Source organism: Variovorax saccharolyticus (assembly GCF_030316765.1).
Taxonomy (GTDB): Bacteria; Pseudomonadota; Gammaproteobacteria; order Burkholderiales; family Burkholderiaceae_C; genus Variovorax; species Variovorax saccharolyticus.
Genome location: NZ_JASZYT010000003.1, coordinates 76,455 through 93,516 on the forward strand (window position 1 = coordinate 76,455; position 17,062 = coordinate 93,516).

Sequence of the window (17,062 nt, forward strand, 5' to 3'; positions counted from 1 at the left end):
GTCAGCGGCTGACCTTGTCCGCCTGCAGCGCGACGCCCTCCTGCCCCAGCGCCACGTCCGCCACCGAGCCGCTCAGGTCACCCGGCTGCGGCGCCGCCTGGCCCGAGCGCGACACGCGCACCTCGATCGTCAGGACCTCGAAGCGCGAGATCGTGGCGTCGGGCGACATCGCCAGGCTGTCGTCGAGCACGAAGGCGGCCGGCAGGTCCCTGGCCTGCAGGCGCAGCACCGCGACCGGCATGCGCCCGGTCGCTGCCGCCCTGGCCAGCACGAACACGGTGTCCTGCGGCGCCACGGCGTCGCGCAGCGCCGCAGCGATCGACACCGTGCCGGCGACATGCCGGCGCGCGGCGGCGACACGCGGTGCGGCGGGCGGCGCGGCGGGCGGCTGCGCCGTGTCGAGCCGGGCCAGGTCGGCGCCGATCCTCTGCGCCGCCTCGGAGTCCGGCGGCAGCAGGGCCAGCACCCGCTCCCAGCGCTGGCGGGCCAGCGGCAGATCGCCGCGCTTGAAGGCGGCCATGCCGGACAGCGCGAGCGACTTCGGATGGTCGGGGTCGATGGCCAGCGCGGCATCGAGCGCGGCCCGGGCCGGGCCCTCCAGGTCGCCGTCGCGCGCCGAGGCCAGGGCGTCCGCGTAGTCGGCCAGCAGCAGGGGCTGGTCGGGCGCCAGCGCCATCGCCTTCTGGTAGGCGACGACCGCATCGTCGTAGCGCTTCAGGTACTCGTAGGAGCGGGCCAGCACGATCCAGCCTTCGAGGTCGTCGGGCTGCGAACGCAGCCGCGCCGCCAGGCCGCCGACCATGCGCTCGACATCGGCGCCGTCGCCCTCGTGCGAGCCCGAGCGCTCGGCGGCGAGCATCTGGGTCGCCGCCGCCATCGGATTGCCAACCTGCAGGTACAGCAGCAGCGCCGCCGCCGGCAGGCCGATGCTCAGCACGCCGGCGACGCCCCAGGCCATCCAGGGTCGCGCCGGGAGCCCGGCGCGCGGGGTCGCCTGCGAGGTCTCCTCGAGCACCTGGCGCTGCAGTTCGTCGATGGCCTGGGCCCGGTCCTGCGTGCCGAGCGCGCCGGACCGGATGTCCTTCTCGATGCCCGCCAGCCGATCGGCGTGGAGCCGGCGCAGGAGCTCGGCCCGCGGCGAACTCCGCGCGCCCGGCGACCTGAGCAGGGGCGGCACGACGAACAGCAGCGCCAGCACCAGCAGCGCCACCGCGGCCAGCCACAGGGTGGTCATCGCGGGTCCTCCTTCAGCAGCGCAGCGGCCTGCTCGCGCTCGGCCGGCGTCAGCGGCACGGGCTGCGCACGGCCGTGCCGCGACACGGCCCGCCACAGCGCCGCGAAACCCGCTGCGAGCAGCACGAAAGGTCCAAGCCAGAGCAGCCAGGTCGACGGCATGAACGGCGGGTCGTAGCGCACGAAGGCGCCATAGCGCTGCTCGAAGTAGTCCCGGATCTGCCGCTCGCTGCGGCCCTGGCCGAGCTGCTCGCGGATCTGCCGGCGCATGTCCACCGCCAGCGGCGCGTTCGACTCGGCCAGGGTCTGGTTCTGGCACACCATGCAGCGCAGGCTGGCCGCGAGCTGCGCCTCGCGCTCCTCGATGCTGGCCGCCGCCGCCGCGCCCTGCATCGCGGCGCACAGCACGATGGCCCAAGCCCCGGTCCGCACCGGCGCCGATCCGCGCACGAGGCGACGCCTTCGGCCGGCGCTCATTGCAGGCTCCGCACCACGGGCAGCAGGCGTTCGCGCCACAGCTCGGCCGTGATCGGGCCCGAGTGCTTGTAGCGGATGCGGCCCGCGCGGTCGATCACGAAGGTCTCGGGCACGCCATAGACCCCGAAGTCGATGCCGATGCGGCCGTCGAGGTCGACCGCCGACCCCCTGTAGGGATTGCCCCAGCGCTGCAGCCAGGTGCGCGCCGCATCACTCTTGTCCTTGTAGTTGAGGCCGTAGAGCGGCACGCCGTCCTTGCCGGCCAGCTCCATCAGCACCGGCAGTTCTTCGCGGCAGGGTGCGCACCAGGACGCCCACACATTCAGCAGCCACACCTGCCCGCACATGGCGTCGGTCTTCAGCGTCTGCTGCGGATCGTGCAGCAGCGGGAGGTCGATCGCCGGCGCCGGCTTGTCGATCAGGGCCGAGGGCAGCAGCTTCGGATCGCGGCGCAGGCCCAGGGCCAGCAGGACCGCCAGCACGATGAAGATCGCGAACGGCAACTTGAATCGCATCAGGCGCCCTCCTGCAGCCTCGGCGCGACCGCGGCACGCGGTCCGGCTGCCGCCCGTCGGCGGGCCGGCCCGAGCCGGTAGCGGCGATCGGCAGCTGCCAGCAAGCCTCCCAGGGCCATCAGCAGGCAGCCGGCCCAGATCCAGGCCATGAAGGGCTTGACGTGCAGCCGCATGGTCCAGGCCGAGTCGCCGGCGGCATCGCCCAGCGCGACGAACAGGTCGCGCGTCGGGCCGACGTCGATGGCCGCCTGGCTCAGCGCCATCTGCTGGGCGCGGTAGATGCGCTTTTCCGGATGCAGCGTCGCCACCGCGCGGCCTTCGCGCCTGACCTGCACCGTGGCGCGCAGCGCGTCGTAGTTCGGCCCGCTGGCCGGCGCGATGCCCTCGAAGCGGAACTCGAAGCCGGCCAGCGTGGTCGCCTCCCCCGGATGCAGCTTGAGCTCCTGCCGGCTCTCGAAGCCGTTGGCCATGGTCGCGCCGAAGATGAAGACGCCGATGCCGGCATGCGCGGCCAGCATGCCGTACCAGCCGAGCGGCTGGCGCCGGGCGCGTTCGAGCCAGCCTCCCGAAGCGCCGTGCAGCCGCTGCCAGCCATGGGCCGCGGCGCTGGCCACGGCCCAGGCCGCCAGCAGCAGCGCGAAGGTCGACAGCGCCGACCAGCCGCGCTCGCCGGCGGGCAGCGTCAAGGGCAGCAGCAGCGCGGCCGCGGCGCTGGCAGCCAGCGCCCAGCGAAGGCGCCGCGACAGTTCGGGCAGCGGCGCCTGCTTCCAGCGCGCCACCGGACCGACGCCCATGAGGAAGATCGCCGGCACCATGAGCGGCACGAACACCGCCTCGAAGTACGGCGGCCCGACCGAGATCTTCTGGCCCGCCAGCACGTCGAGCGCCAGCGGGTACAGCGTGCCGATCAGCACCGCGGCCGCGGCGACGGTCAGCGTCACGTTGTTGGCCAGCAGCAGCGACTCGCGCGACAGCAGGCCGAAGCGCCCGCCCAGCCCGATGCGGGGCGCGCGCCACCCGAACAGCAGCAGCGAGCCGCCGACCACCGCGCTCATGAAGGCGAGGATGAACAGGCCGCGCCCCGGATCGACCGCGAAGGCGTGCACCGAGGTCAGCACGCCCGAGCGCACCAGGAAGGTCCCGAGCAGGCTGAGCGAGAAGGTGCAGATCGCGAGCAGCACGGTCCAGCTGCGGAAGGCGCCGCGCTGTTCGGTTACCGCCAGCGAATGGATCAGCGCCGTGCCCACGAGCCAGGGCATGAAGGAGGCGTTCTCGACCGGGTCCCAGAACCACCAGCCGCCCCAGCCGAGCACGTAGTAGGCCCAGGCGCTGCCGAGCAGGATGCCCAGCGTCAGGAACATCCATGCCGCCACGGTCCAGGGTCGCGACCAGCGCGCCCAGGCGGCGTCGAGTTCGCCCGACAGCAGCGCTGCGATGGCGAAGGAGAAGGCCACCGAGAAGCCCACGTAGCCCATGTAGAGAAGCGGCGGGTGGAACACCATGCCCGGGTCCTGCAGCAGCGGGTTCAGGTCCCGCCCCTCCAGCGCCGGCGGCATCAGGCGCGCGAACGGATTCGACAGGAACAGCAGGAACAGCAGGAAGCCCACGCTGAGCCACGCCATCACCGCGAGCACCCGCGCGACATAGGCCGCGGGCAGCTGCCGGCTGAACAGCGCGACCGCGACGCTCCATCCCGCGAGCATGCAGAACCACAGCAGCATCGAGCCTTCATGTCCGCCCCAGACCGCCGCGAAGCGGTAGGCGACCGGCAGGTCGGCGTGCGAGTTCGAGGCCACGTAGACCACCGAGAAATCGTTGTCGAGGAAGCACCACGCGAGGCATGCGAAGGCGATCGCCGCGAACACGAACTGGCCGAGCGCCGCCGGGCGTGCGAGCCGGATCCAGCCGGCCACGCCCCAGTGCGCGCCCGCCAGTGGCAGGCTGCCCTGCACCAGCGCGACCAGCAGGGCCAGCACCAGGCTGAAGACGCCGATCTCGGGAATCATTGCGACGCCTCCAGCGTCGGCGCCGTGTGGGCCTGCCGCGCCTGTTCGAGGGCGGCCGCCGCTTCCGGCGGCATGTAGTTCTCGTCGTGCTTGGCCAGCACCTGGGTGGCCTCGAACGAACCGTCGGCCTGCAGCCGGCCCGCCACCACCACGCCCTTGCCCTCGCGGAACAGGTCGGGCAAGAGGCCCCGGTAGCTCACCGGCACGCGCTGCGCCAGGTCGGTCACCACGAAGCGCACCGTCAGGCCGTCGCCGCCGCGCTGCACCGAGCCTGCTTCCACCAGCCCGCCGATGCGGAAGGCGCCGTTGCGCGGCGCGGCACTGGCCGCGACCTGGCTCGGGCTGAAGAAGAAGACCAGGTTCGATCGCAAGGCATTGACCACCAGCAGCGCGGCGACCGCGAATGCGAGCAGCCCCGAGCCGACGATCGCGAGACGCCGCGTCCTAGGCTTCATCGCGCGCCTCCGGCGGCAGCGCCCGGGCCTGCGCCCGGCTGCGCCGCACGAGGCTCCAGACCTCGGCGACGATCAGCACCAGCGCGACGCCGTAGGCCGCGAGGATGTAGAGGCCGTGGCTGCTGCCGTTCATCGCCGCCTCGCCAGGCTGTCGCGCTCCACGATCAGGCAGCGCACCCGCGCCAGCGCCACTGCCACCGAATAGGCCCAGCAGGCGCCCACCATCAGCAGCATGCCGGCGAGCATCGTGTGCGCCATCGCCGGTGCGGCCGTGAGGCTGACCGAAGCGCCCTGGTGCAGCGTGTTCCACCACTGCACCGAGAAATAGATGACGGGCACGTTGACCACCCCGGCCAGCAGCAGGATGGCGCCGCCGCGGTCCGCGCGCCGCGGGTCGTCGATGGCCGAGACGAGCCCCAGGTAGCCCAGATAGAGGAACAGCAGGATCAGCTCCGAGGTCAGCCGCGCATCCCACACCCACCAGGTGCCCCAGGTCGGCTTGCCCCACGCCGCGCCGGTCCACAGCGCGACGACGGTGAAGAGCGCGCCCGTGGGCGCCAGCGCCCGCGCCATCAGCGCCGACAGCCGGGTGTTGAACACCAGCCCCAGCGCGGCATGGAAGGCCGCCACCAGGTAGATGAACATCGACATCCATGCCGCCGGCACATGGATGAAGATGATCCGGTAGACCTCGCCCTGCTGGTGGTCCGTGGGCGCCACCGCGAAGCCGACCCAGAGCCCGACCGCCGCCAGCACCAGGGCCAGCGCGGCAAACCACGGCATCGCCCGGCCGGCCCAGCCATGGAACACCGCGGGCGAGGCCAGGCGCCGCCAGCCCTCGCGCCGGCGGGCCGCCGCGGGCGCGAGGGCCTGGGGGTCGATGCGTCGAAGCGAATCCATGCGGCCTTTCACTCCACCGCCAGGCGCAGGGCCGCGCCCACCGCCCAGGGACACAGGCAGGCGGCCACCAGCAGGCAGGCGCCGAGCAGCGAGAGGTGCGGGTCCGCCGGCAACCCCTGCTGGCTGGCCGCGACCGCGCCGCTGCCGAAGATCAGCACCGGCACGCACATCGGCAGCACGATCAGCGCCAGCAGCACGTTGCCGCGCAGGCCGAGCGTGAGCGCGGCACCCAGCGCGCCGAGCAGCACCAGCGTCGGCGTGCCGAGCAGCAACGACAGCAGCAGCACCCCGATCGCCGGTGCCGCGAGCCCGAACTGCAAGCCCATCAGCGGCGCCACCGCCACCAGCGGCAGGCAGCTGACGAGCCAGTGCGCCGCGACCCTGGCGCCGACGATGCCGGCGAGCGAGCGCGGCGACAGCAGCAGCTGCTCGAGCACGCCGTCCTCGAGGTCGGGCAGGAACAGGCGGTGCAGCGAGATCATCACCGCCAGCAGCGCCGCCACCCACACCACGCCGGGACCGATCGCCGCCAGCAGCGCCGCATCGGGCCCGACGGCCAGCGGGAACACGCTGCCGACGACGACGAAGAAAAGCAGCGCGCTGAGCGCGTCCATCGGCCGCCGCGAGGCGGTGCGCACCTCACGGCCGATGATCGGGATCGCGGTCGCCAGCATGGCCCAGTCCGTTCATGTCGAGGGTGTGCGCGCAAGGGCCATCGCGGCCGATGTCGCGATGGGTCGTCACCACGGCCATGCCGCCGCGGTGCACATGCTCGGCCAGGCAGGCGTCGAAGCTGGCCTCGCCTTCAGCGTCGAGTCCGGCGCAGGGCTCGTCGAGCAGCCACAGCGCGCGCCCGCTCAGCAGCACGCGGGCCAGGCTCAGTCGCCGCTGCTGGCCCTGCGAGAGATGGCGCAGCGGCTCGTCCTCGCGGCCCGCCAGCTGCAGCCGCTGAAGCACTTCGCGGCAGTCGGCATCGGCGCTCGCGCTGCCCGCGACTTGCAGCGAGAAGCGCAGGTTCTCGAGCACCGTGAGATCGCCGCTCATGCCGCCCGCATGCCCCATGTAGGCGATCTCCGCGGCCAGCCCGGCGCCGCGGGCCCCGACGCGCAGACGCCGCCACTGCAGTTCGCCGGCGGCCGGCGGCAGCAGTCCGCAGAGCAGGCGCAGCAGGCTGCTCTTGCCGCTGCCGTTGGCGCCCCGCACCTGCACCACGCTGCCCGGTGCGACATCGAAGCTGAGGCCGTCGAACACCCTGCGCCCTCCCCGCGTGCATGCCAGGTCCCGAACGCACAGGCCGTCGTGCAAGGCCTCAACCACCCGCTTTGGCCCCGCCGGCCGGCGCCAGCGCCTCGTCGCCTTCCTTGGGAACCACCTGGCCCGGCGTGTCGGTCGGTGCCTGCCCGGGCGGGATGTGGGGCAGCCGGTGGGCGATGCCCTTGTGGCAGTCGATGCAGGTCTTCTCCCTGCTCACCAGGAAGGTCGAGTGCATGTTCTGCGCCCGCACGCTCTGCCGCGTGAAGTCCATGAACTCGTAGTTGTGGCAGTTGCGGCATTCGAGCGAATCGTTGGCCTTGAAGCGCGCCCACTCGTGCTGGGCCAGCTCGAGGCGCTTGTCGCGGAACTTCTCCTGCGTCGAGATGGTGCCGAAGATCTTGCCCCACACCTCCTTCGAAGCCTGCATCTTGCGCGCGATCTTGTCAGTCCAGTTGTGCGGCACGTGGCAGTCGGAGCAGATCGCGCGCACCCCCGAGCGGTTGGTGTAGTGGATGGTCGACTGCAGTTCGGCGTACACGTTGTCGCGCATCTCGTGGCAGCCGGTGCAGAACTTCTCGGTGTTGGTCAGCTCCATCGCCGTGTTGAAGGCGCCCCAGAAGATGATGCCGCCGATGAAGCCGCCCAGGGTCAGGAAGCCCAGGCTGAAATGCACGCTCGGCCGGCGGATGATGGCCCAGTAGCGCTTGAGGAGGTTCATCATGGTGTGGCGTCCCCGCAGCTACTTCTTGCCGGCCTGGGCGGCCTCGGCGGCCCGCCTGGCGATCTGATCGGCGTTCTCGAAGCCGTTGCCCACCAGCGGCTGCACCGCGTCCTGCGCCACGTGGCACTGCATGCAGAAATAGCGCCGCGTCGAGATCTGCGGCAGCACCTTGCCGCTACGGTCGATGTAGTGCGTGGGACTGACCGGAATCGCCTGCGAGAAATCCGTGCGCGTGCGCGCGTGGCAATCGAGGCACTTGTTGAAGTTCCGGTCGATTTGGTAGCCGTCCACGCGATGCGGGATGGTGGGCGGCTGCATGTCGTAGTTGCGCGGGCGCCGCACGTCGTCGTTGATCGCATTGCCCAGCCGCGGCGGATCCGTCGGCTGGAGAATCGGCACCGGCCCGCGCGCCGCGTCCACCAGCCCGCCGGATGGCTGGGCCCATGCGAAGGCGGCCAGCAGGCCGAGCAGCGGAAGAAGGGTGCGGGGGGTCATGCCGGTGTCTCTGGGGAGGGCTCAGACCTTGACGACCTTCACCGCGCACTTCTTGAAGTCGGTCTGGTAGGAGATCGGATCGGTCGCATCGAGCGTGACCTTGTTGATCAGCTGGCTGGCGTCGAACCACGGCACGAACACCAGCCCGCGCGGCGGCCTGTTGCGCCCGCGCGTCTCGACCCGCGTGCGCATGCTGCCGCGCCGCGAGCTGACCTCGACCTCGGTGCCGCGCCGCACGCCCATGGCCCGGGCGTCCTCGGGATGCATGAAGCACACGGCATTGGGCACCGCCTTGTGCAGCTCGGGCACGCGGCGCGTCATCGAGCCCGAATGCCAATGCTCGAGCACGCGGCCGGTGGACAGCCAGAACGGGTATTCCTTGTCGGGTACCTCCGGCGGCGGCTCGTAGGGCAGCGCGAAGATCAGCGCCTTGCCGTCCGGATAGCCATAGAACTGGAAGCCGCTGCCGGCCTTGACGTAGGGGTCGGAGCCCTCGCGGTAGCGCCACAGGGTCTCCTTGCCGTTCACGACCGGCCAGCGCAAGCCGCGCACCTGGTGGTAGGTGGCGAACGGCGCCAGGTCATGGCCGTGGCCGCGGCCGAAGCTGGCATACTCCTCGAACAGCCCCTTCTGCACGTAGAAGCCGAAGGCCTTGGCCTCGTCGTTGGCGTAGCCGGCCTCGATGTCCGAATTCGGGAACTTGTCGACCTGCCCGTTGCGGAACAGAACTTCGAACAGGCTCTTGCCGCGCAACTCGGGCTTCTTGGCAATCAGCTCCTCGGGCCACACTTCCTCGACCTTGAAGCGCTTGGAGAACTCCATCAATTGCCAGAGGTCGGAGCGGGCCTCGGCGGGTGCGCCGACCAGCTGGTGCCAGAACTGCGTGCGGCGCTCGGCATTGCCATAGGCACCTTCCTTCTCGACCCACATCGCCGCCGGCAGGATCAGGTCGGCGCTCAAGGCCGTCACCGTCGGGTAGACATCCGAGACGACGACGAAGTTGTCGGGATTGCGGTAGCCCGGGTAGCCTTCCTGCACCAGGTTGGCGGCGGCCTGCATGTTGTTGTTGACCATCACCCAGTAGGCGTTCAGCTTGCCGTCCTTGAGCATGCGGTTCTGCAGCACCGCGTGATAGCCGGGGATGCCGGGGATCGTGCCCTCGGGCAGCTTCCAGGTCTCCTCCGTGTGGGCCCGGTGCTTGGGGTTGGTCACCACCATGTCGGCCGGCAGCCGGTGCGAGAAGGTGCCGACCTCGCGCGCGGTGCCGCAGGCCGAGGGCTGGCCGGTCAGCGAGAACGGGCTGTTGCCCGGCGTCGAGATCTTGCCGGTCAGCAGGTGGATGTTGTAGACCATGTTGTTGCACCACACACCGCGCGTGTGCTGGTTGAAACCCATGGTCCAGAACGACATCACCTTGACCTTCGGATCGGCGTACATCTCGGCCAGCGCCAGCAGGCGGTTGCGCGGCACGCCGCTGAGCCTGGCGGTGTAGTCGAGGTCGTAGGTGGCGACGAACTTGGCGAACTCGTCGAAGGTCATCGGCTTGGAGCCGCCGGCATCGGCCGCGTTCTTGGCCGCCTTCTGCAGCGGATGCTCCGGCCGCAGTCCGTAGCCGATGTCGGCGTTGCCGAGCCGGAACGAGGTGTGGCGGTCGACGAACTCGCGGTTCACGCGGTTGGTCGTGATGATGTGGTTGGCGATGTAGTTGAGGATCGCCAGGTCGGTCTGCGGCGTGAAGGTGAGTTCGATGTCGGCCAGCTCGTACGAGCGGTGCTCGAAGGTCGACAGCACCGCCACCTTCACGTTGCGCCCGCTCAGGCGCCGGTCGGTCACCCGGGTCCACAGGATCGGGTGCATCTCGGCCATGTTGGAACCCCACAGCACGAACGCGTCCGCGGCCTCGATGTCGTCGTAGACGCCCATGGGCTCGTCGGCGCCGAAGGTCCGCATGAAGCCCACGGCCGCCGACGCCATGCAGTGGCGCGCATTGGGGTCCAGGTTGTTCGAACGGAAGCCTCCCTTCATGAGCTTGAGCGCGGCATAGCCCTCCCAGACGGTCCACTGGCCCGAGCCGAACATGCCCACCGCGGTCGGGCCCTTGTCCTTGAGCACGCGCTTGAACTGCGCGGCCATGACGTCGAAGGCCTCGTCCCACGAGACCCGCGTGAACTCGCCGTCCTTGGCGTACTGGCCGTTCTTCTTGCGCAGCAAGGGCGTCAGCAGCCGGTCCTCGCCATACATGATCTTCGACAGGAAGTAGCCCTTGACGCAATTGAGGCCGCGATTGACCTCCGCCTCCGGGTCTCCGTGCGTGGCGACCACGCGGTTGTCCTTGACCGCCACCGTGACGCCGCAGCCGGTGCCGCAGAAGCGGCACGGCGCTTTGGACCATTTCAGGCCGGCGGCGTCCGGCGCCACCGCCTGCGCGACGCCGGTCAGCGGAATGCCGGCCACCGCGCCCGCGGTCGCGGCGGCGGTTTGGCGGATGAAGTCCCGTCTGTCAATCGGCATCGGGAATCTCCTCGTTCATCGCTTCCACGGTGTCCGCGTACTGGTAGACCAGCGCGGCGGAAAGGACGCCGTCGGTGCGCTGGATCGCGCTCACCCGGGCCAGCATCTGGTCGGCGCTGTCGGCGTCGAGCGTGACGACCAGCTTGCCGTTGGGAGAGCTGCCGTACACCCGCGCACCGGGCATCAGGGCAATGACAGCCTCGATGCGCTCCAGGCGCTTGGGCGTGGCATGGACCACCAGGCTGCTGATATGCACTTCGTCGGGCACTTTGGCTTCCTTGTGACAGGTGGCTCAGCGCTGCGCGTGGCGGGCAGCCTCAGCTGCCTGGAGGCCCGGCGAACATCTGGTAGATCCAGACCAGGAAGCCATAGCCCGCGACGATGCCGACCGCCAGCACCGGTGCCGTGACCACGGAAAGAAACAGGAAGCTGCGCAGCTCCTGTGCCTTCGTGAAGACTTCGCCAGGACGTTCCACAGCTCTCCTTCATGGCGGGCCTCGGCAGGGGAGCCGGGCCGGAAGCAACAAGGTCGAAACGATTCTTGACGGTTCATTCAGAACTGTCAATGCACCAAAGGGCAGCAGCCGGCACCCCATCGGGCAGCGGACCGGGGCGCGGGGGCGCCGGGCTAACATCGCGCGGTGGACCTTCCTGCCGTCATCGATGCCTCCTCCGCGCGTGCCGCGATCCATCAGCTCGCGTCGCGCCTTGGCGCCGCGGGCCTCGAGCGCTTTCGCGATCCGCCGCCCGAACCCGCCACCTGCTGCGGCCGGGGCTGCAACGGCTGCGTCTGGGAGGGCTACTTCGAAGCCGTCGCCTGGTGGCGCGAGGAGGCGCTGATCGCGCTGTCGAACCTGACGGCCGCGACCACGCCGTGCGAGATCGCATGAAGCTGGTGGCAAGCCTGGCGGCCGGAGTCGCCGCCGGCTGGACCGTCTGGCGCCTATCCGGCCGCTGATTTCGGGGCCGAGGCGATCGCGGCCCGGGTCACATCCTCCAGCATGCGCCGCAGCCAGCGATGCGCTGCGTCATTCTGGTGGCGCAGGTGCCAGACCATGTACATCGGCATGGCCGGACAGGCGACCGGCACCGGTGCATTCGCCAGCCCGTGCAGGGCATGGACCCGCAGCAGCCCCGGCACCGTGGCCAGCAGGTTGCTGCCTCGAATGAAGGACGGCAGCGCGGCGAAGCCCGGCACCATGACCGCGAAGCGCCGGTGCAGGCCCTGGCGCTCGAAGTGCTGGTCGAGCTCGAGCGAGCGTCGCGGCGCATAGACCACCGTCACGTGGTCGGCCGCCAGGTAGTCGCGCCGCGTGCGCGGGGCGGCGCGCACGGCCGGGTCGTAGAACACGCGGTAGCGGTCTTCGAACAGGCGCTTCTGAACGATGTCGCCGCCCTCGGGCGGACGCGGACTGACGATCAGCTGGCAGTGCTCGCCGCGCAGCATCTCAAGGCCCGGCACGTCGGAGGGAATCACGCGCAAGGCCACGCCCGGGGCCTCGGCACGCAGCCGCTTCGCCAGCGCCGGCAACAGCAGGTCGCGCTGGAAATCATTGGCCGCGATGGTGAAGGTGGTCTGCCATCGCCCGGGCTCGAACACATCGGGGCGCGCGAAACGCTCCAGGTCGCCGAGCAGTTCGCGCGCCCGCAGGGCCAGCTCGCCGGCCCGCGCGGTGGCGACGATGCCGCGGCCCGACTTCACGAACAGGGCCTCGCCCGTGATGGCGCGCAGCTTGTCTAGCAGATGGCTCACGGCGGACTGCGTCACGCCCAGGCGCTGCGCGGCCCCCGTGATGGAACCCGCCTCGACCACCGTCACCAGCAGCCGCAGCAGCCGGGCGTCCAGGTCCAACCAATCGAAATCACTCATGCATTGCATGATGAAGCATCGATTTATCTTTGGCAACGAAGCCGGAATACTGGACGCCTCACCCCCCAGGAGACAGTCCATGGACAGCAGACCCCACACCGGGATTCCCGGCACCACCCTCTTCGACGGCGAACAGGCCAGGAAGGGCTACGCCCTCAACAGGATGTGCTTTTCGTTCAACGAGGAAGCCAACCGCCAGGCCTTCGTCGCCGACGAGGAAGGCTACATGCGCCGGTACGGCCTGAACGAGGAACAGGCGGACGCGATCCGTGCCCGCGACGTGCTGCAGCTGATGGCCGCCGGCGGCAATGTCTATTACCTGGCCAAGTTCGCCGGCATCTTCAAGCTCGACATGCAGGACATCGGCGCCCAGCAGACCGGACTGACCAAGGATCAATTCCAGGCCAGGCTGCGGGCCGCCGACCACGTCTGACTCGACCCGAAAGGACAAGGAACATCATGGCCACACTCATCGGCGGCATCGGCACTTCCCACATCCCGGCCATTGGCGGCGCGATCGCCAGGGGCCAGCAGCAGGAGCCCTACTGGAAACCCTTCTTCGACGGCTTCCCGCCGATCCGCGACTGGCTCGCGACCACGCGGCCCGACGTCATGGTCGTCTTCTACAACGACCACGGCCTGAACTTCTTCCTCGACAAGATGCCGACCTTCGCCATCGGCGCGGCCCCCGAGTACCGCAACGCCGACGAAGGCTGGGGCATCCCGACCCTGGCGCCGCTGCGGGGCGAGCCCGAGCTGTCGTGGCACCTCGTCAACGCGCTGGTGGAGCAGGAGTTCGACATCGTGAGCTGCCAGGAGATGCAGGTCGATCACGCCTGCTCCCTGCCGCTGAAACTGCTCTACCCCGAAGGCGACTGCCCGGTGGCCGTGGTGCCGGTGTGCATCAACACCGTGCAGTTCCCGCTGCCCAAGGCGCGCCGGGTGCATGCGCTGGGCAAGGCGGTGGGCGAGGCGATCCGCACATGGGACAGCAGCAAGAAGGTGGCGGTGGTCGCCTCCGGCGGCCTGTCGCACCAGCTCGACGGCGAGCGTGCCGGCTTCATCAACAAGGCCTTCGACCTGCAGTTCCTCGACAGCATGGAATCGAACCCCGAGTGGGCCACGCAGTTCAGCATCCACGAACTGGTCGAGAAGGCCGGGACGCAGGGCGTGGAGCTTCTGATGTGGCTGGCCATGCGCGGCGCGCTCGCCGGCGCCGGGCCCCGGGTGCGCAAGCTGCACCGCAACTACCACCTGCCGATCTCCAACACGGCCACCGCCGTGATGGCGCTAGAGGTCGTCCAGGCGGGAAGCCGCTGAGGCCGGTCCGGCCGCCGCGCTGCGGCTACGCGACGGCCACCGCCTCGGCGCGCGCCAGCCGGCTGCGCCGCCAGGCCGCCGGCGGCGCCCCGTATTCGCGCCGGAAAGCGCGGCTGAAGGCCGTATCGGTCTGGTAGCCGACGTCCTCCGCGATGCTCGCCAGCGGCGCATTGCTGCGCGCCAGCAGGTTGGCGGCCAGCAGCATGCGCCACTGCGTCAGGTATTGCATCGGCGAGCTGCCCACCAGCTGCTGGAAGCGCTCGGCCAGCACCGAGCGCGAACTGCCCGCGGTGCGCGCCAGCTCGTCCAGCGTCCAGGCATGCGCCGGGTTCTTGTGCAGCGCCTTCAGCGCGGCGCCCACGACGCGGTCGCCGACCCCCGCGAGCCAGCCGGTGCTGCCCTCGCCCTGCTCGTTCATGTAGAGCCGCAGCACCTCGATGAACAGCACCTCGGACAGCTTGGAGAGCACGCCGGCGCCGCCCGGGCGCGGCGATCGCGCCTCCGCCAGCGCATAGCGCACCGAGGCCTCCAGCCACTCGCCGGCGTTCGATCCCCGCACGTTCACGCGCACCAGCGCCGGCAGGCCCGCCAGCAGGATGCCGGCCAGCCGCGCATCGCAGGCGAGGTAGCCGCAGACCAGCCTGGTCACGGCGCCGCCGCCGCCGTAGGACAACTGGCGCGGCCGCCGCGCCAGCACGGCGTCGAGGCGCCCGCCGGTGGCCGGGGGCAGCCCGGGCTCGGAGCACATGCGGTGGGCATCGCCTTGGGGAAAGATCACCGCGTCGCCCGCGACCAGCCGCACCGGCGGCTGGCCCGCCAGCTCGACATGGCATTCGCCCTCGGTGATGAGGTGGAAGATCACGACCCGCTCGGCGCCGGGCTCCAGCAGCGGCGCCACCGTGTCGGCGCGCGGCGACTGGTAGCACCAGGGCGCGGTGAAGCGGGCGTTGATGAAGATGGCGCCGACCAGGCGCACCACGCGCAGGGTTTCCGACAAGGCATCCATCGGCGCACCTCCTTCAGGGTTCCAACTCGATGTGCAGCGCCAGCGGCACCGCGTCCTGCAGCGCGCAGGCCATCGGCGAGCAGCGGCAGCTCTCTTCGACCAGTGCGCGCAGGCGCTCGTCGGACACCCCCGGGGCGGCGATCCGCACCCGCATCTCGACATCGCGCGGACCCGCGCCGACCGGCGCGCCATCGGCGTCCGCCATGCCCAGAAGACCCCGCAGGTCGGAGCGGCTGCTGGTGCTGACCTCGAGCGAGCGCAGCGCGATCCCCTGCGCCGCGGCCGACATCGCGATGCGGGTGGCGGTGCAGGAGGCCACGCCGGCGCGCAGCAGCCAGCCGGGCGTGACCCGGTCGCCGGTGCCGCCCAGTTCGACCGGCATGTCGGTCAGCATCTGGGCGCCATTGGCGTGGCTGGCCGCGATCCGGAGTCCGCCGTCCCAGCGCGCGGTGGCGGTGGAGTCGTCGTGCAATCCGCTCTCGGGCCGGCGCTGCAACACCGATTCGGCACGCCGCCAGGCCGCAGCGATCTCCTCAGCCGCCATGGTCGATCCTCCTTGTCGGATGCAGGGAAGCGCATTCTGACCGCCGCGACCGGTCGCGGCCATGGGCGGGATGGGCTATGCCTCATGGCGGATGGCCCGCGGATGAATGGTCAGCGATCCCGGATGGTCGGGCAGGACGGCGCCCGGGCGCCGGCGCGACAGTTCGGCAACCGCCTTTCAACCACCGTCCCAAGGAGCCAAGCCCCATGAATGCACCCGTCGATTTCAGCGCCATCAAGGCCCGCCAGATGACCGCCTGGGCCAGCGGCGACTACGCCGTGATCGGCACCACCCTGCAACTGGTCGGCGAGCAGTTGGCCGAGGCCTGCGACCTGCGCTGCGACGAGCGCGTGCTCGACGTCGCCGCCGGCAACGGCAACGCCACGCTGGCGGCCGCGCGCCGCGGCTGCGCCGTGACCTCGACCGACTACGTCGCCGCGCTGCTCGAGCGCGGGGCCGAGCGCGCCCATGCCGAGCGCCTGCAGGTGAGCTTCCTGCCCGCCGACGTCGAGGCCCTGCCCTTTGCGGACGCCAGCTTCGATGCCGTGCTGTCGACCTTCGGCGTGATGTTCGCGCCCGACCACGCCAAGTCCGCGGCCGAGATGGCGCGGGTGTGCCGCCCGGGAGGCCGCATCGGCCTCGCCAACTGGACGCCCGAGGGCTTCATCGGCCAGCTGTTCAAGACCCTCGGCAAGCACGTGCCGCCGCCCGCCGGCGTGCAGCCGCCGTCGCTCTGGGGGGTCGAATCGCACCTGAAGACGCTGTTCGGCGACCGCGCGGCCGCCATCGAGGCGACGCCCAGGCAGTTCAACTTCCGCTATCGCTCGGCGGCCCATTTCATCGAGGTCTTCCGCACCTGGTACGGACCGGTGCACAAGGCCTTCGCGAGCCTGCCGCCCGAAGGCGCGGCCGCGCTGGAGCGCGACCTCACGGAGCTGCTGAACCACCTCAACCGCGCCGGCCCGGATTCGCTGGTGGTGCCAAGCGACTATCTGGAGATCGTCGTCACCCGGCGTTGAGCGAGAAAAGGCAGGCGGCCGGCCGGCGCAGGATCACAGCCGCCTGCTACCACCGCCGGCCGCGCCTTCCCAACAATGGCGTCTCCAGAACTTCTCATGGAGACAACGATGACGCGCAAGATCCTGATGCTCTGCGGCGACTACGCCGAGGACTACGAAACCATGGTGCCCTTCCAGGCGCTGCAGGCGGTGGGCCACACGGTTCACGCCGTGGCACCCGACAAGAGCGCCGGCGACTGGGTCCACACGGCCATCCACGATTTCGAGGGCGCCCAGACCTACAGCGAGAAGCCGGGCCATCGCTTCACGCTGAACGCGAACTTCTCCGACGTCCGTCCCGAGGCCTACGACGCGCTGGTGATTCCGGGCGGGCGCGCGCCCGAGTACCTGCGCCTGAACAGCCGGGTGGTCGAGATCGCGCGCCACTTCCTGGCCACCGACAAGCCGGTCGCCTCGGTGTGCCACGGCGCACAGCTGCTGGCGGTCACCGGCCTGCTGAAGGGCCGCAAGGTGTCGGCCTATCCGGCCTGCCAGCCGGAGGTCGAGCTGGCCGGCGCCGAGTACATGAACATCCCGGTCGACCAGGCCGTGACCGATCGCAACCTGGTCAGCGCGCCGGCCTGGCCCGCGCACCCGGCCTGGATCTCCCAGTTCCTGAAGGTGCTCGGCACCCGCATCGAGAGCTGAACGCGGGCCGCGGGCCGCGGGCGCTACAGTCGCGCCATCCGCCCCGCCC

Annotated in this window: 22 protein-coding genes; 5 read left to right on the top strand and 17 right to left on the bottom strand. The window is 70.6% G+C overall.

Features of this window, described 5'->3' with window-relative positions; translation table 11 throughout:
* Window position 1 precedes the first annotated feature (1 nt).
* From ccmI to napE, 14 genes are read right to left on the bottom strand one after another with little or no spacing between them, the layout of a single operon-like run.
* Window positions 2–1,234 carry a c-type cytochrome biogenesis protein CcmI gene (ccmI, locus tag QTI45_RS10995; RefSeq protein ID WP_286654365.1) on the bottom strand — a complete coding sequence of 411 codons (1,233 nt, stop codon included), beginning with the start codon at window positions 1,232–1,234 and terminating at the stop codon, window positions 2–4.
* Window positions 1,231–1,710, bottom strand: a complete 480-nt coding sequence (locus tag QTI45_RS11000; RefSeq protein ID WP_444813267.1) for a cytochrome c-type biogenesis protein — start codon at window positions 1,708–1,710, stop codon at window positions 1,231–1,233. The genes ccmI and QTI45_RS11000 overlap by 4 nt, the downstream gene beginning before the upstream one ends.
* On the bottom strand, window positions 1,707–2,228 hold the full coding sequence (locus tag QTI45_RS11005; protein ID WP_286654713.1) for a DsbE family thiol:disulfide interchange protein: 522 nt from the start codon (window positions 2,226–2,228) through the stop codon (window positions 1,707–1,709). Before QTI45_RS11005 ends, QTI45_RS11000 begins: the two co-directional genes overlap by 4 nt.
* Window positions 2,225–4,231 carry a heme lyase CcmF/NrfE family subunit gene (locus QTI45_RS11010; protein WP_286654366.1) on the bottom strand — a complete coding sequence of 669 codons (2,007 nt, stop codon included), beginning with the start codon at window positions 4,229–4,231 and terminating at the stop codon, window positions 2,225–2,227. The genes QTI45_RS11005 and QTI45_RS11010 overlap by 4 nt, the downstream gene beginning before the upstream one ends.
* On the bottom strand, window positions 4,228–4,686 hold the full coding sequence (ccmE, locus tag QTI45_RS11015) for a cytochrome c maturation protein CcmE (RefSeq protein ID WP_286654367.1): 459 nt from the start codon (window positions 4,684–4,686) through the stop codon (window positions 4,228–4,230). The genes QTI45_RS11010 and ccmE overlap by 4 nt, the downstream gene beginning before the upstream one ends.
* Entirely contained in the window at window positions 4,676–4,819 is a 144-nt protein-coding gene (ccmD, locus tag QTI45_RS11020) for a heme exporter protein CcmD (protein ID WP_286654368.1), read from the bottom strand. The genes ccmE and ccmD overlap by 11 nt, the downstream gene beginning before the upstream one ends.
* Window positions 4,816–5,586, bottom strand: coding sequence for a heme ABC transporter permease CcmC (gene ccmC / locus QTI45_RS11025; protein ID WP_353621293.1), 771 nt, complete (start codon window positions 5,584–5,586; stop codon window positions 4,816–4,818). The genes ccmD and ccmC overlap by 4 nt, the downstream gene beginning before the upstream one ends.
* A gap of 8 nt (window positions 5,587–5,594) precedes the next feature.
* Window positions 5,595–6,260: a heme exporter protein CcmB gene (ccmB, locus tag QTI45_RS11030; RefSeq protein WP_286654369.1), complete on the bottom strand. Its 666-nt coding sequence runs from the start codon at window positions 6,258–6,260 to the stop codon at window positions 5,595–5,597.
* The gene (gene ccmA / locus QTI45_RS11035; RefSeq protein WP_286654370.1) at window positions 6,226–6,903 is read right to left on the bottom strand and encodes a cytochrome c biogenesis heme-transporting ATPase CcmA; all 678 of its coding nucleotides are present in this window, start codon (window positions 6,901–6,903) and stop codon (window positions 6,226–6,228) included. Before ccmA ends, ccmB begins: the two co-directional genes overlap by 35 nt.
* On the bottom strand, window positions 6,896–7,561 hold the full coding sequence (locus tag QTI45_RS11040; protein WP_286373887.1) for a cytochrome c3 family protein: 666 nt from the start codon (window positions 7,559–7,561) through the stop codon (window positions 6,896–6,898). Before QTI45_RS11040 ends, ccmA begins: the two co-directional genes overlap by 8 nt.
* A gap of 18 nt (window positions 7,562–7,579) precedes the next feature.
* Complete coding sequence (locus tag QTI45_RS11045; protein WP_286373886.1) at window positions 7,580–8,056, bottom strand: nitrate reductase cytochrome c-type subunit; 477 nt, start codon at window positions 8,054–8,056, stop codon at window positions 7,580–7,582.
* Between the two features lie 21 nt (window positions 8,057–8,077).
* Window positions 8,078–10,567, bottom strand: coding sequence for a periplasmic nitrate reductase subunit alpha (gene napA, locus QTI45_RS11050; protein WP_286654371.1), 2,490 nt, complete (start codon window positions 10,565–10,567; stop codon window positions 8,078–8,080).
* Window positions 10,557–10,835: a chaperone NapD gene (locus tag QTI45_RS11055; RefSeq protein ID WP_286654372.1), complete on the bottom strand. Its 279-nt coding sequence runs from the start codon at window positions 10,833–10,835 to the stop codon at window positions 10,557–10,559. The genes napA and QTI45_RS11055 overlap by 11 nt, the downstream gene beginning before the upstream one ends.
* A gap of 49 nt (window positions 10,836–10,884) precedes the next feature.
* On the bottom strand, window positions 10,885–11,043 hold the full coding sequence (napE, locus tag QTI45_RS11060; RefSeq protein ID WP_286373883.1) for a periplasmic nitrate reductase, NapE protein: 159 nt from the start codon (window positions 11,041–11,043) through the stop codon (window positions 10,885–10,887).
* A 165-nt stretch (window positions 11,044–11,208) separates the two neighbouring features.
* Here napE and QTI45_RS11065 point away from each other — a divergent pair, with 165 nt between their 5' ends.
* Window positions 11,209–11,457 (top strand): oxidoreductase-like domain-containing protein, encoded by a 249-nt coding sequence (locus tag QTI45_RS11065; RefSeq protein WP_444813268.1) that lies wholly within the window; start codon window positions 11,209–11,211, stop codon window positions 11,455–11,457.
* Between the two features lie 53 nt (window positions 11,458–11,510).
* Here QTI45_RS11065 and QTI45_RS11070 read toward each other — a convergent pair whose 3' ends face one another.
* Window positions 11,511–12,437: a LysR family transcriptional regulator gene (locus QTI45_RS11070; protein WP_286654373.1), complete on the bottom strand. Its 927-nt coding sequence runs from the start codon at window positions 12,435–12,437 to the stop codon at window positions 11,511–11,513.
* A gap of 79 nt (window positions 12,438–12,516) precedes the next feature.
* On the opposite strand from QTI45_RS11070, the gene QTI45_RS11075 reads away from it, so the two are divergent.
* Window positions 12,517–12,870, top strand: coding sequence for a protocatechuate 4,5-dioxygenase subunit alpha (locus QTI45_RS11075; protein ID WP_286654374.1), 354 nt, complete (start codon window positions 12,517–12,519; stop codon window positions 12,868–12,870).
* A gap of 26 nt (window positions 12,871–12,896) precedes the next feature.
* Complete coding sequence (locus QTI45_RS11080) at window positions 12,897–13,757, top strand: class III extradiol dioxygenase family protein (protein WP_286654375.1); 861 nt, start codon at window positions 12,897–12,899, stop codon at window positions 13,755–13,757.
* Between the two features lie 25 nt (window positions 13,758–13,782).
* On the opposite strand, the gene QTI45_RS11085 is transcribed toward QTI45_RS11080, so the two are convergent.
* Window positions 13,783–14,763: an AraC family transcriptional regulator gene (locus QTI45_RS11085; RefSeq protein ID WP_286373878.1), complete on the bottom strand. Its 981-nt coding sequence runs from the start codon at window positions 14,761–14,763 to the stop codon at window positions 13,783–13,785.
* A gap of 13 nt (window positions 14,764–14,776) precedes the next feature.
* Window positions 14,777–15,307, bottom strand: coding sequence for an OsmC family protein (locus QTI45_RS11090; RefSeq protein WP_286654376.1), 531 nt, complete (start codon window positions 15,305–15,307; stop codon window positions 14,777–14,779).
* Window positions 15,308–15,513: 206 nt separating this feature from the next.
* On the opposite strand from QTI45_RS11090, the gene QTI45_RS11095 reads away from it, so the two are divergent.
* Window positions 15,514–16,326: a class I SAM-dependent methyltransferase gene (locus QTI45_RS11095; RefSeq protein WP_286654377.1), complete on the top strand. Its 813-nt coding sequence runs from the start codon at window positions 15,514–15,516 to the stop codon at window positions 16,324–16,326.
* A gap of 108 nt (window positions 16,327–16,434) precedes the next feature.
* Complete coding sequence (locus tag QTI45_RS11100) at window positions 16,435–17,013, top strand: DJ-1/PfpI family protein (protein ID WP_286373875.1); 579 nt, start codon at window positions 16,435–16,437, stop codon at window positions 17,011–17,013.
* Window positions 17,014–17,062: the final 49 nt, after the last annotated feature.

Bases quoted from the DNA above. Each gene is read 5' to 3' on its own strand.
- ccmI (WP_286654365.1), bottom strand. From the start codon at position 1,234: ATGACCACCCTGTGGCTGGCCGCGGTGGCGCTGCTGGTGCTGGCGCTG.
- QTI45_RS11000 (WP_444813267.1), bottom strand. From the start codon at position 1,710: ATGAGCGCCGGCCGAAGGCGTCGCCTCGTGCGCGGATCGGCGCCGGTG.
- QTI45_RS11010 (WP_286654366.1), bottom strand. From the start codon at position 4,231: ATGATTCCCGAGATCGGCGTCTTCAGCCTGGTGCTGGCCCTGCTGGTC.
- ccmE (WP_286654367.1), bottom strand. From the start codon at position 4,686: ATGAAGCCTAGGACGCGGCGTCTCGCGATCGTCGGCTCGGGGCTGCTC.
- ccmD (WP_286654368.1), bottom strand. From the start codon at position 4,819: ATGAACGGCAGCAGCCACGGCCTCTACATCCTCGCGGCCTACGGCGTC.
- ccmC (WP_353621293.1), bottom strand. From the start codon at position 5,586: ATGGATTCGCTTCGACGCATCGACCCCCAGGCCCTCGCGCCCGCGGCG.
- ccmB (WP_286654369.1), bottom strand. From the start codon at position 6,260: ATGCTGGCGACCGCGATCCCGATCATCGGCCGTGAGGTGCGCACCGCC.
- QTI45_RS11040 (WP_286373887.1), bottom strand. From the start codon at position 7,561: ATGATGAACCTCCTCAAGCGCTACTGGGCCATCATCCGCCGGCCGAGC.
- QTI45_RS11045 (WP_286373886.1), bottom strand. From the start codon at position 8,056: ATGACCCCCCGCACCCTTCTTCCGCTGCTCGGCCTGCTGGCCGCCTTC.
- napA (WP_286654371.1), bottom strand. From the start codon at position 10,567: ATGCCGATTGACAGACGGGACTTCATCCGCCAAACCGCCGCCGCGACC.
- QTI45_RS11070 (WP_286654373.1), bottom strand. From the start codon at position 12,437: ATGAGTGATTTCGATTGGTTGGACCTGGACGCCCGGCTGCTGCGGCTG.
- QTI45_RS11075 (WP_286654374.1), top strand. From the start codon at position 12,517: ATGGACAGCAGACCCCACACCGGGATTCCCGGCACCACCCTCTTCGAC.
- QTI45_RS11080 (WP_286654375.1), top strand. From the start codon at position 12,897: ATGGCCACACTCATCGGCGGCATCGGCACTTCCCACATCCCGGCCATT.
- QTI45_RS11085 (WP_286373878.1), bottom strand. From the start codon at position 14,763: ATGGATGCCTTGTCGGAAACCCTGCGCGTGGTGCGCCTGGTCGGCGCC.
- QTI45_RS11090 (WP_286654376.1), bottom strand. From the start codon at position 15,307: ATGGCGGCTGAGGAGATCGCTGCGGCCTGGCGGCGTGCCGAATCGGTG.
- QTI45_RS11095 (WP_286654377.1), top strand. From the start codon at position 15,514: ATGAATGCACCCGTCGATTTCAGCGCCATCAAGGCCCGCCAGATGACC.
- QTI45_RS11100 (WP_286373875.1), top strand. From the start codon at position 16,435: ATGACGCGCAAGATCCTGATGCTCTGCGGCGACTACGCCGAGGACTAC.